Consider the following 12897-nt stretch of genomic DNA (forward strand, 5'->3'; position numbering starts at 1 on the left):
GTGCTAGTCTTTTCCCTCCGCTTGGGCCAATGTCGTCCCGTGCCTAGTTCGAACCGGGTCCACCAGGACTGATCACACCGCCGGCGGAGGCCTCGACAGCGTCGTGGAGTCCACGCGGGCGCAGACGACGACGGGAGAATGCCCGTGCCGTACTCGCATGCATTCCCGCCGCCCCCATCCTTGCCCCGGCCCGCGCACTGGCGCGGCCCGCAAGCTCAAGGGCTCTACGACCCCCGCCACGAGAAGGACGCCTGCGGCGTCGCGTTCGTGGCGACCCTCACGGGTGAGGCCACCCACGAGATCGTGAAGCAGGGCATCCAGGCCCTGCGCAACCTCGACCACCGCGGCGCCGCCGGTGCCGAGCCCAACACCGGCGACGGTGCCGGCATCCTGCTCCAGGTCCCCGACGCCTTCCTGCGCGCGGTCGCGCGGGAGGCGGGCTTCGAGCTCCCCGCACAGCACGCGTACGCCGTGGGCACGGCGTTCCTGTCCGGCGACGCCGAGCAGATCGCCAAGACCCGCAACCGCATCGAGGAGCTCGCCGCCGAGGAGGGCCTGAGCGTGCTCGGCTGGCGCGAGGTCCCGACCGATCCCGCCGGGCTCGGCGGGATGGCGCTCGGGGTGATGCCGGCCTTCCAGCAGCTGTTCGTGGCCGGCGCGGGCTCCCGCGTCACCGGCATGGCGCTCGAGCGGCTGGCCTTCTGCCTGCGCAAGCGGGCCGAGCGCGAGACCGACGTCTACTTCCCGTCGCTGTCCTCGCGGACCCTGGTCTACAAGGGCATGCTCACCACCGACCAGCTCGACAGGTTCTTCCCGGACCTGCTCGACGAACGGGTCACCTCGGCACTGGCCGTGGTGCACTCGCGGTTCTCGACCAACACGTTCCCGAGCTGGCCGCTGGCGCACCCCTTCCGGTTCATCGCCCACAACGGCGAGATCAACACGGTGATGGGCAACCGCAACTGGATGCGGGCGCGTGAGGCGCTGCTCGCCTCCGACGTGATCCCGGGAGACCTGGACCGGCTGTTCCCGATCTGCACCCCCGGGGCCTCGGACTCCGCGTCGTTCGACGAGGTGCTCGAGCTGCTGCACATGGGCGGTCGCTCGCTGCCCCACGCGGTGCTGATGATGGTTCCCGAGGCATGGGAGAACGCTGGACCGGATCAGGGCGGCGAGATGGACGCGGCGCGCCGCTCCTTCTACGAGTTCCACTCCACGGTGATGGAGCCCTGGGACGGCCCGGCCTGCGTGGTGTTCACCGACGGCTCGCAGATCGGCGCGGTGCTCGACCGCAACGGCCTGCGCCCGTCACGCTACTGGGTGACCGACGACGGCCTCGTCGTGCTCGCCTCCGAGGTCGGCGTGCTCGACATCGCCCCGGAGAAGGTGGTCCGCAAGGGCCGCCTCCAGCCGGGCCGGATGTTCCTGGTCGACACCGACGAGCACCGGATCATCGAGGACGAGGAGATCAAGGCCGAGCTCGCCACGGAGCACCCGTACGACGAGTGGCTGCACGCCGGCCTGATCCACCTCGACGACGTGCCGGACCGTGAGCACATCGTGCACACCCACGCGTCGGTCACCCGGCGTCAGCAGGTCTTCGGCTACACCGAGGAGGAGCTGCGGGTGCTGCTCACGCCGATGGCCGGCACCGGCGCCGAGCCGATCGGGTCGATGGGCACCGACACGCCGCTCGCCGCGCTGAGCGAGAAGCCGCGGCTGCTGTTCGACTACTTCACCCAGCTCTTCGCCCAGGTGACCAACCCGCCGCTCGACGCGATCCGGGAGGAGCTGGTCACCTCTCTGGCCGGCACCATCGGCCCGGAGGCCAACCTGCTCGAGCCCGCGCCCGCGTCGTGCCGGATGGTCGTGCTGCCGTTCCCGGTGATCTCCAACGACGACCTGGCCAAGATCCGGCACATCAACCGCGACGGCGACATGCCGGGCTTCATCACCCACGTGGCCCGCGGCCTCTACCCGGTCGAGGGCGGCGGCGCGGCGATGGCGCAGCGCATCGAGGAGATCTGCCAGGAGGTGTCGGCGGCGATCGCCGACGGCGCCCGGGTCATCGTGCTCTCCGACCGGCACTCGACGGCCGAGCGCGCGCCGATCCCGTCGCTGCTGCTCACCGGCGCGGTCCACCACCACCTGGTCCGGGAGAAGACCCGCACCCAGGTCGGGCTGCTGGTCGAGGCCGGCGACGTCCGCGAGGTGCACCACGTCGCCCTGCTGGTGGGGTACGGCGCGGCCGCGGTCAACCCGTACCTCGCGATGGAGTCGGTCGAGGACCTCGCGCGTCAGGGCTACTACGTCACCAACGAGCCCGAGCAGGCGGTCAAGAACCTGGTCAAGGCGCTCGGCAAGGGCGTGCTCAAGGTGATGTCGAAGATGGGCGTCTCGACGGTCGCGTCGTACACCGGCGCCCAGATCTTCGAGGCGGTCGGGCTGTCGCAGGCGGTCGTCGACCGCTACTTCACGGGCACCACGTCCAAGCTCGGCGGCATCGGGCTCGACACGATTGCCGAGGAGGTCGCGCGCCGGCACGCCACGGCGTACCCGCGCGGCGGCATCTCGCCGGCGCACCGCGAGCTCGAGATCGGCGGGGAGTACCAGTGGCGCCGCGAGGGCGAGCCGCACCTGTTCGACCCCGAGACGGTCTTCCGGCTGCAGCACTCCACCCGCACCGGCCGCTACGACATCTTCAAGCAGTACACGGCCCGCGTCGACGAGCAGTCCGAGCGGCTGATGACGATGCGCGGCCTGTTCCGGTTCAAGGACGCCGTGGCGACCGGCCGCGGACCGGTGCCGATCGACGAGGTCGAGCCGGTGTCCGAGATCGTCAAGCGGTTCTCGACCGGCGCGATGTCCTACGGCTCGATCAGCCGGGAGGCGCACGAGACCCTCGCGATCGCGATGAACCGGCTGGGCGCGAAGTCCAACACCGGCGAGGGCGGCGAGGACCCCGAGCGGCTCTACGACCCGGAGCGGCGCAGCTCGATCAAGCAGGTCGCGTCGGGCCGGTTCGGCGTCACGTCGGAGTATCTGACGAACGCCGACGACATCCAGATCAAGATGGCGCAGGGTGCCAAGCCCGGCGAGGGCGGCCAGCTGCCCGGCAACAAGGTCTACCCCTGGGTGGCCAAGACGAGGCACTCCACCCCTGGCGTGGGACTCATCTCACCGCCGCCGCACCACGACATCTACTCGATCGAGGACCTGGCGCAGCTGATCCACGACCTCAAGAACGCCAACCCGCAGGCCCGCGTGCACGTGAAGCTGGTCTCCGAGGTCGGCGTCGGCACCGTCGCGGCCGGTGTCTCCAAGGCGCACGCCGACGTGGTGCTGATCTCCGGCCACGACGGTGGCACCGGTGCCGCACCGCTCACGTCGCTCAAGCACGCGGGCGGTCCCTGGGAGCTCGGCCTCGCCGAGACCCAGCAGACCCTGCTGCTCAACGGCCTGCGGGACCGGATCGTCGTCCAGACCGACGGCCAGCTCAAGACCGGTCGCGACGTCGTGATCGCGGCGCTGCTGGGCGCCGAGGAGTACGGCTTCGCGTCGGCGCCGCTGGTGGTCTCCGGCTGCATCATGATGCGGGTCTGCCACCTCGACACCTGCCCCGTGGGGGTCGCGACGCAGAACCCGGTGCTCCGCGAGCGCTTCTCCGGCCGGCCCGAGTTCGTCGTGAACTTCTTCGAGTTCATCGCGCAGGAGGTCCGCGAGCTGCTCGCCGAGCTCGGCTTCCGCTCGCTCGAGGAGGCGATCGGCCAGGTGGGCAGCCTCGACGTGAAGCCCGCGGTCGACCACTGGAAGGCGGCCGGGCTCGACCTGACCCCGGTGCTGCACCAGCCCGACCGCTCGGCGTTCCCCGCGCAGGACCTGTTCCGCACCAAGGCACAGGACCACGGCCTGGCGAAGTCGCTCGACGTCACCGAGCTGGTGCCGCTGGCCCGGGCCGCGATCGAGCACGGCGAGCCGGTGCGCGCCCAGGTCCGGATCCGCAACGTCAACCGCACCGTCGGCACGATCCTCGGCCACGAGGTGACCAAGAAGTACGGCGGGGCCGGGCTGCCCGACGGCACCATCGACATCACCTTCACCGGATCGGCCGGACAGTCCTTCGGCGCGTTCGTCCCGCGGGGGATGACGCTGCGGCTCGAGGGCGACGCCAACGACTACGTCGGCAAGGGCCTGTCGGGCGGCCGGATCGTCGTCCGGCCCGACCGGGCCGCGACGTTCGACGCCGCCGAGCAGATCATCGCCGGCAACGTGATCGCGTACGGCGCCACCTCGGGTGAGCTGTTCATCCGCGGCGGCGTCGGCGAGCGGTTCTGCGTGCGCAACTCCGGCGCGCGGGCGGTGACCGAGGGCGTCGGCGACCACGGCTGCGAGTACATGACGGGGGGCCGGGTCGTCGTCCTCGGCCCCACCGGACGCAACTTCGCGGCCGGCATGTCCGGCGGGGTCGCCTGGGTGCTCGACCTGGCCCCCGGGCGGGTCAACCCCGAGCTGGTCGACCTCGGCTCCGTCACGGGTGCCGCCGCCGAGGAGCTCGAGGAGCTCGTCCGCCGGCACCTCGAGGAGACCGGCTCGACCGTGGCCGAGGCGTTGCTCGCCGACTGGGCGACCTCGCTCGGCAGGTTCACCGAGGTGATGCCCAGCGACTACAAGCGCGTGCTCGAGGCGCGCGCCGAGGCCCTCGAGGAGGGCCTCGACGAGGACGAGGCCGCCGCCCGGATCATGGAGGTGCTTCATGGATGAGCGAAGCGAAGGCATGAAGGGGGGAGCTCGGCATGGCTGATCCACGTGGATTCCTCAAGAGCGGCCGTCAGGTCGCCGAGCGACGGCCGGTCGAGGAGCGAGTGCGGGACTGGCAGGAGGTCTACCCCGGCAGCGCCGGGCGGGCCCTGCTCCCGATCATCACCGAGCAGGCGGGCCGCTGCATGGACTGCGGCATCCCGTTCTGCCACCAGGGCTGCCCGCTCGGGAACATCATCCCCGAGTGGAACGACCTGGTCTGGCGCGACGACTGGGAGGGCGCGATCGAGCGCCTGCACGCGACCAACAACTTCCCCGAGTTCACCGGCCGCCTCTGCCCGGCCCCCTGCGAGACCGCCTGCGTGCTGGGCATCAACCAGGATCCGGTGACGATCAAGAACGTCGAGGTCTCGATCATCGACAAGGCATGGGAGTCCGGCCTGGTCCGGCCCCAGCCGCCGGAGTGGCTCTCGGGTCGCACCGTCGCGGTCGTGGGCTCGGGCCCGGCCGGCCTCGCCGCCGCCCAGCAGCTGACCCGAGCCGGCCACACGGTCGCGGTCTACGAACGGGCGGACAAGATCGGCGGCCTGCTGCGCTACGGCATCCCCGAGTTCAAGATGGAGAAGAAGCACCTCGACAAGCGCCTCGAGCAGATGCGCCGTGAGGGCACCGTCTTCCGGGCCGGCGTCGACGTCGGTGGCGAGCAGCTCACCGCCGACCGGCTCCGGGAGAGGTACGACGCCGTCGTGCTCGCCATGGGCGCGACCGAGCCCCGCGACCTGCCGGTGCCCGGGCGCGAGCTCGCCGGCATCCACCAGGCGATGGAGTTCCTGCCGCAGGCCAACCGGGTCGCGCTGGGCGAGGAGGTCGACGGCCAGATCCTGGCGACCGACAAGCACGTCGTGATCATCGGCGGTGGCGACACCGGTGCCGACTGCCTCGGCACGTCGACCCGTCAGGGCGCGGCGTCGATCACGCAGCTCGAGATCCTGGCCGAGCCGCCGGCGTCCCGCCCTGCGGGCCAGCCGTGGCCCACCTACCCGATGATCTTCCGGGTCTCCTCGGCGCACGAGGAGGCGGGCGACCGCGTGTACGGCGTCTCGACCAAGGAGTTCCTCGGCGACGAGCACGGCAACGTGCGGGCGCTGCGCCTGGTCGAGGTCGTGTTCGAGGGCGGCAGGCTGACCGAGGTCGAGGGCTCCGAGCGGGAGATCCGGGCCGACCTGGTGCTTTTCGCGATGGGCTTCCTCGGTCCTGAGCGGCCGGGCCTCGTCGAGCAGCTCGGCGTGGACCTCGACGAGCGCGGCAACGTCAAGCGCGACGCGACGTACGAGTCCTCGGAGCCGGGTGTCTTCGTCGCCGGCGACGCGGGCCGGGGCCAGTCGCTCATCGTGTGGGCGATCGCCGAGGGGCGTGCGGCCGCGGCGGCCGTCGACCGGTTCCTCACCGGCTCGACCACGCTCCCCGCCCCGATCGCCCCCACCGAGCGCCCGCTGGTGGTGTGAGCTCGGCGAGTCGGCGCTGTTCCCCCGAACTCCGGGTGAGACAGTGCCGACTCGGTCGTTTGACCACCTGCTCGGGGTCGTTCGGGCAGTGCCGGTCTGAACCTCATGTCTGGGTCTGGTGGGGTCTGGGTCTGGTGGGGTCTGGGTCTGCTGGGGTCTGGGTCTGCGCGGGCCGTCGGCCGGTCGAGCTGCTGGGGTGGTCAGGGCAAGCGACGGCGACACGCCGACAACCTCCGGCGTGTCGCCGTCGCTTGCCCTGACCGCCCCTGCCGGGCCCGGCGTGTCTCTTCGTTTCCCCGGGCGCCCGGGGAAACGAAGAGACACGCGATCCGCCCCTGGCAAGCCGGCCCGGCACCGCTCACTGGCACGCGAACCGGCGGTTCTGCGACCCAGCGCCCTGGAGGTTTGGTCTTCGGAAGGTCAAAGTCGCTAGGGTGAGGTACGTGCGTAGAGCCAAGATCGTGTGCACCCTCGGCCCGGCGACCTCGTCGCCGCGACGGATCCGGGAGCTCGTGTACGCCGGGATGGACGTGGCCCGGCTGAACATGAGCCACGGGTCCCACGAGGACCACGCCGAGGCGTACCGCCTGGTGCGCGAGGCCTCCGACGCCAGCGGTCACGGGGTGGGCATCTTCGCCGACCTCCAGGGCCCGAAGATCCGGCTCGAGACGTTCGAGAACGGGCCGGTCGTGCTGCACCGCGGCCAGGAGTGGGTGATCACCACCCGCGACGTGCCGGGCGACGACCAGGCGTGCGGCACGACGTACAAGGGACTGCCCGGCGACGTGCAGGTCGGCGACCCGATCCTCATCGACGACGGCAAGATCCGGCTGCGGGTCACGAAGGTGGTCGACGGCACCGACGTGCATACCGAGGTGCTGGTCGGCGGCAAGGTCTCGAACAACAAGGGCATCAACCTCCCCGGTGTCGCGGTCTCGGTGCCGGCGCTGTCGGAGAAGGACATCGCGGACCTGCGCTTCGCGCTGCGCCTGACGGTCGACTTCATCGCGCTGAGCTTCGTCCGCGACGCCAAGGACGCCGAGGACGTCCGCAAGATCATGGACGAGGAGGGCGTGCGCATCCCCGTCATCGCGAAGATCGAGAAGCCGCAGGCGATCGAGAACCTCGACGAGGTGATCGCTGCGTTCGACGGGTTCATGGTCGCCCGCGGCGACCTCGGCGTCGAGTGCCCGCTGGAGGACGTGCCGTTCCTGCAGAAGCGGATCATCGAGAAGGCCCGCCTCAACGCCAAGCCGGTCATCGTCGCGACCCAGATGCTCGAGTCGATGATCGGCAACCCCGCGCCGACGCGCGCCGAGGCCTCCGACGTCGCCAACGCCGTGCTCGACGGGGCCGACGCGGTGATGCTGTCCGGCGAGACCAGCGTGGGGGAGTACCCCGTGCACACCGTCGAGACGATGGCGCGCATCATCACGGCGACCGAGGCCCATGCGCTCCAGGACAGCGACCGCTTCGGCGTCGCCGCGATCGACTGGGACCCCCACACCAAGAGCGGCGTGATCGCCAAGGCCGCCGAGGAGGTCGCGGAGCGGGTCGGCGCCAAGTACGTCGTGGCCTTCACGCAGAGCGGCGACTCCGCGAAGCGGATGTCGCGGCTGCGCGGCCCGATCCCGGTCCTCGCCTTCACGCCGCTGCCGGCCGTCCGGTCGCAGCTGGCCCTGACCTGGGGCGTCGAGACCTTCAAGACCCAGCCCGTCGAGCACACCGACGAGATGGTCCGCCAGGTCGATGAGCAGCTGCTCCAGATCGGCCGGGTGACCGAGGGCGACCTGGTCGTGATCATCGCCGGCAGCCCGCCGGGCATCCCGGGCTCGACGAACGCACTGCGGATCCACCGGATGGGCGACGCCATCAACGAGGTCGCCCCGGCGTACCGCCGCCCCACGCGCTGAGGCGCCGTCCCGGCGCCGACGCTGGGCGACACTGGGCGACACTGGGCGACACTGAAGGCATGGCGCTCGCGGTCTGCCTCCTCTTCGACGGCCGGTCCGAGCGCCTGGTCCGGGACCTGTGGAGCCGGCTCGAGGTCCACGGCATCCGCACGCTCGAGACCCACACGCACCGCCGGCACCGCCCCCACCTGTCGTACGCCGTGCTGCGGGTGTGGGACCTCGACCGGGTCCGGGCGATCGTCGAGGCGATGCCCGACGGGGGCGGCTTCCTCGCCGAGGGGCACGGCTCGGTGCTGTTCCCGCGCGGCCGGGTCGCGCTCGCGGTGTCGATTCCGGCGGCGGTCGCCCTCCGCCAGGAGCGCGTCGCCACGGCGCTGGTGGCGGCCGGGGCGGACCTGCACCAGCACTACCGCCCGGGCCACTGGATCCCGCACGTCTCGGTCGCGACCAGGGCTAAGGGCACCCGCCAGGCGGCCGCGGTCACGATGGTCGCCGACACGCTGCCGCTGGGCCTGACGGTCGCCCGCGCCGCGCTGATCGACAGTGCGACCGGGCAGACCTGGCCGCTCTCGACCGTGCCGTGACGGGTCGGATCGTCGGATCCAGGCGCCGTACGACCGGCTGTCCTGACTGATCCGTGGGTGGTACGTCTGGCGCCCTGCGGTGGGATCCCGGGGGCCGAGCGGGAGATTCGTCGGCCGGCCGACGAATCTCCCGCTGGGACGACGGAGCTTCGTCGTCCGGGCGTGAGTTCGGTCGTCCCGGTGGAATGCGCACCGCCGGGTGCCGCCCCGTGGATAGTCCGTCACGGAACGGCGGGCCGACCGCGCGAAACGACAGCCAGAACGTGACGGACTATCCCGTCCGCGGGCCCGCAAGCCGGCTGTGATCCGTCGCGACCCGGCTGCGCCCGTGGCCAGCCCGTCGCTCGTCCACCCCCGCGACCGATGGACACCGAGCCGCGGGTCCTGCTGGAACACGCAGGTGGCGGGGACCGTGCCCCGGGTGGGATTCGAACCCACACTGAATGGTGTTTGAGACCATCGCCTCTGCCGTTGGGCTACCGGGGCCAGCAGCGCCAGAACTTTAGCCGAAACGCCGCCGGCCCACGCCCTTGGCCAAAGTCGACCTGTCTACTACAGTTTCGAGCGAAGAGGTTCGCGGGTGCTCGGCAGCGGGGAGATCGACATGACCATGATCGCCGGGATCGGTGCGCGGATCGGCGGCTGGGGTCGCCGGAGCAACGAGGGCGCGCGAACGAACGCGCGGGAGGCGTCGACGACGCTGAGCCGGACGCGGGTCGAGCGCGAGGAGGTCGAGCTCTACCTGCGCACGCGGTACGCCGGGCCGGTCCGTCACGAGCCGATCAGCGATGTGACCCGACCGGCCTGACGGCGCCGGCCGCGGGCGGATACGCTGCTGTCCGTGACGCAGCCGACCGACCCGCGGGCGCCCGAGGGTCCCGCGCGGAAGGTCGTCATCGCCGAGGACGAGGTCCTGATCCGGATGGACCTCGCGGAGATGCTCACCGAAGAGGGGTACGACGTCGTCGGCCAGGCGGGCGACGGTGCCACCGCGGTCGAGCTGGCCCAGGAGCTGCGCCCCGACCTGGTGATCCTCGACGTCAAGATGCCCGTCCTCGACGGCATCGCCGCGGCCGAGCAGATCGCCGGCCAGCGGATCGCGCCGGTGGTCATCCTGACGGCGTTCTCCCAGCGGGACCTGGTGGAGCGGGCCCGTGACGCGGGCGCGATGGCCTATCTGGTGAAGCCGTTCAGCCAGTCCGATCTCGTGCCGGCGATCGAGATGGCGATGAGCCGCTTCGCCGAGCTGTCGATGCTCGAGGCCGAGGTCGCCGACCTCACCGAGCGGCTGGAGACCCGCAAGGCGGTCGACCGCGCCAAGAACGTGCTCCAGGAGCAGCTCCGGCTCTCCGAGCCGGAGGCCTTCCGGTGGATCCAGAAGACCGCCATGGACCTGCGCCTCTCCATGCGGCAGGTGGCCGAGGGCGTCATCGCGCACGGCCCCGGCATCGCGGGCTGAGCCCTGCGCCGGGCGGCTCCGCCGCCGTACGTCTCCGCCTGATCACGCTTTGGTAAAGCCTCGTTGCGACGCGCGCGACTGGCGCGGGAGAGTGGCGCAGACCACATTATTGGCCCCTAGACTGCCCGAAACCCGGCCGGGTTCTGGATGGGAGGACCGAGTTGAAGTCTCAACACGTCGTCCGCGAGCGGAGGGTGGCCAGAGGGGCTGCGGGGCTGATCGCCGCGCTGCTGCTCGCGCCGCTGCTTGCACTGATGTCCTCAGGGGCGGCCCAGGCCGTCGACACGCTCTGCCTCCCGGGCCCCGACGCCGCCTGCATCGCGGGCACCGTCCGCACGGAGGACGGTCCGCTGGCCGACGTGAAGCTCACGGTCACCGACGAGAGCGGCGCCGAGCAGGAGGTCACCACCAGCGAGACCGGCAAGTGGAACCTCCAGCTCGACAAGGAAGGTCCCTACGTCGTCAAGATCGATGAGGCGTCCCTGCCCGACGACGTGGTCGTCGCCGAGGACCAGATCACGGTCCAGGCGGCGTTCGGAGTCACCAAGCCGGCGCTCTTCGACGTCCGCACCGAGGCCTACAGCGCCTCGACGAGCAAGGTCGACGAGCTCGTGCAGAGCACGGTCAACGGCATCCGGCTCGGCCTGCTGCTCGCGCTGGCCTCGGTCGGGCTCTCGCTGATCTACGGCACCACCGGCCTCTCGAACTTCGCGCACGCCGAGCAGGTCACCCTCGGTGGGCTGCTCGGCTACTTCTTCGTCAACCAGCAGGGCCTCAGCCTCTGGGTCGGCGGCATCCTGGTGGTGATCGTGTGCTCGTTCACCGGCTGGTTCCAGGATCGGGTGCTCTGGCAGCCGCTGCGGCGCCGGGGGCTCGGGCTGATCCAGATGATGATCGTGACGATCGGGCTCTCGCTGGCACTCCAGTACGTCTTCCAGTACGCCGTCGGGGCCCGCACCGTCCGCGTCGAGCAGGCCAACCCGGAGGTCAGCACGTTCGGGCCGGTCACGATCACCAACCAGTCGCTGGTCGCCATGGGGATCTCGATCGTCGTCCTGGCCGCGGTCGGGTACGCACTCCTGCGCACCCGCATCGGCCGCGCCACCCGCGCCGTCTCCGACAATCCGGCGCTGGCGTCGGCGTCGGGCATCGACACCGACCGGGTGATCCGCCTGGTCTGGACGGTCGCGATGGGCCTCGCGGGTCTCTCCGGCCTCCTCTACGCGCTGGTCACCAACGGCATCAAGTGGGACTCGGGCATGCAGATCCTGCTGCTGCTCTTCGCGGCGGTGACCCTGGGTGGCCTCGGCACCGCGTTCGGCGCCCTCCTCGGCTCGTTGATCATCGGCCTCGTCGTCGAGCTGTCGCCGGTGCTGGGCATGCCCGGTGACTTCAAGTACGCGACCGCCATGCTGATCCTGATCCTGCTCCTGCTCGTGCGACCGCAAGGTCTGCTCGGCAAGCCGCAGCGGGTCGGGTAAGGGAGGGACTGACGACCATGGACACCATCCAGTTCATCCTCAACGGCATGATGCGCGAGGCGCTCTCGCCCCAGACCGCCGCGGTCGCCATCGCGGTGATCGGCCTGAACATCCACTTCGGCTTCACCGGACTGATCAACATCGGCCAGTCGGCGTTCATGCTGCTCGGCGCCTACGGCTTCGCGATCTCCGTCTGGCACGGCCTGCCGATGGTGGTCGGCCTGGCGCTCGGGTTCGGCGCGGCGTTCGTCTTCGCCCTCATCCTCGGCGCGCCCACCCTGAAGCTGCGCGGCGACTATCTCGCGATCGTCACGATCTCGGCCGCCGAGATCATCAGGTACGTCGGCAGATCGGCGTTGCTGACCGACTTCACCGGCTCCGCCCAGGGCATCCCGGGCAGCCAGTACCGCGACCCCTTCACGAGCCTGTCGTTCTTCGGCGGCGGCCAGTTCACGCTGCTGCCGTTCAACTACACCGACGTCGCCGACGGCGCGGCCTGGGTACGGATCATCGGGTGGGTCCTCGTGGTGGCGTGCGCCGTGGCGCTGATCCTGCGACTCCGGAGGGGCCACGCGTTCGCCGGCCTGGGGCAGGCCGCGCTGATGGGTGGCCTCATCATCGTCGGCGTCTTCCTGCTGTTCTTCCTCTTCCCGGTGCCCAACCAGCGCACCGGCGTCAACGGCTGGTGGGTCAGGTTCATCGCCTGGGGCCTGGTGCTGCTCTGCACCCTGGTCGTGTACCTGCTGGTCCGCAGTCCGTGGGGCCGCCTGCTGCGCGGCATCCGCGAGGACGAGGACGCGATCCGCTCCCTGGGCAAGAACGTCTTCTCCATCAAGATGCAGGCGCTGATCATCGGCGGCCTGTTCGGTGCGCTCGGTGGCATCGTCTACGTGCTGCCCGCCAGCGTGCAGCCCGACTCGATGGGGCGCTCGCTGACGTTCTTCTGCTACACGGCGCTGCTGCTCGGCGGAGCCGCGACGATCTTCGGGCCCCTGCTCGGCTCGATCCTGTTCTTCGCCGCCCGCATCGGCATCAAGTACACCGCCGCGGCGTACGTGCCCGACAGCATCATGAACAACCAGCAGACCGAGCAGTTCTCCTACATCGTCGTCGGCGTGGCGCTGATGCTGATCGTGATCTTCCGACCACAAGGCATCCTGGGCAACAAGAGGGAGCTCCGATTCAATGTCTGACCAG

General features: G+C 70.7%; 8 protein-coding genes and 1 tRNA gene. 8 read left to right on the forward strand and 1 reads right to left on the reverse strand.

What is annotated here, in order from left to right; all coding sequences use genetic code 11:
• The first annotated feature begins 144 nt into the window (after positions 1-144).
• The 4 genes from gltB (at position 145) to KM427_RS11310 (ending at position 8760) form a co-directional block, all read left to right on the forward strand.
• Positions 145-4761 (forward strand): glutamate synthase large subunit, encoded by a 4617-nt coding sequence (gene gltB / locus KM427_RS11295; protein ID WP_425490143.1) that lies wholly within the window; start codon positions 145-147, stop codon positions 4759-4761.
• A 32-nt stretch (positions 4762-4793) separates the two neighbouring features.
• Positions 4794-6263: a glutamate synthase subunit beta gene (locus KM427_RS11300; protein ID WP_215527239.1), complete on the forward strand. Its 1470-nt coding sequence runs from the start codon at positions 4794-4796 to the stop codon at positions 6261-6263.
• 443 nt (positions 6264-6706) lie between these two features.
• Positions 6707-8176 carry a pyruvate kinase gene (gene pyk, locus KM427_RS11305; RefSeq protein WP_183590334.1) on the forward strand — a complete coding sequence of 490 codons (1470 nt, stop codon included), beginning with the start codon at positions 6707-6709 and terminating at the stop codon, positions 8174-8176.
• 59 nt (positions 8177-8235) lie between these two features.
• Positions 8236-8760, forward strand: coding sequence for a 2'-5' RNA ligase family protein (locus KM427_RS11310; RefSeq protein ID WP_215527240.1), 525 nt, complete (start codon positions 8236-8238; stop codon positions 8758-8760).
• Between the two features lie 413 nt (positions 8761-9173).
• Here KM427_RS11310 and KM427_RS11315 read toward each other — a convergent pair.
• Positions 9174-9246, reverse strand: a tRNA-Leu gene (locus tag KM427_RS11315).
• A gap of 94 nt (positions 9247-9340) precedes the next feature.
• Here KM427_RS11315 and KM427_RS11320 point away from each other — a divergent pair.
• The 4 genes from KM427_RS11320 (at position 9341) to KM427_RS11335 (ending at position 12893) form a co-directional block, all read left to right on the forward strand.
• Entirely contained in the window at positions 9341-9568 is a 228-nt protein-coding gene (locus tag KM427_RS11320; protein ID WP_215527241.1) for a hypothetical protein, read from the forward strand.
• 114 nt (positions 9569-9682) lie between these two features.
• Entirely contained in the window at positions 9683-10219 is a 537-nt protein-coding gene (locus KM427_RS11325; RefSeq protein ID WP_246390042.1) for a response regulator, read from the forward strand.
• Positions 10220-10413: 194 nt separating this feature from the next.
• Positions 10414-11700, forward strand: a complete 1287-nt coding sequence (locus tag KM427_RS11330) for a branched-chain amino acid ABC transporter permease (protein ID WP_215527242.1) — start codon at positions 10414-10416, stop codon at positions 11698-11700.
• Positions 11701-11717: 17 nt separating this feature from the next.
• Complete coding sequence (locus tag KM427_RS11335; protein ID WP_215527243.1) at positions 11718-12893, forward strand: branched-chain amino acid ABC transporter permease; 1176 nt, start codon at positions 11718-11720, stop codon at positions 12891-12893.
• Positions 12894-12897: the final 4 nt, after the last annotated feature.

The organism is Nocardioides sp. LMS-CY (genome assembly GCF_018732145.1).
Lineage (GTDB): Bacteria > Actinomycetota > Actinomycetes > Propionibacteriales > Nocardioidaceae > Nocardioides > Nocardioides soli.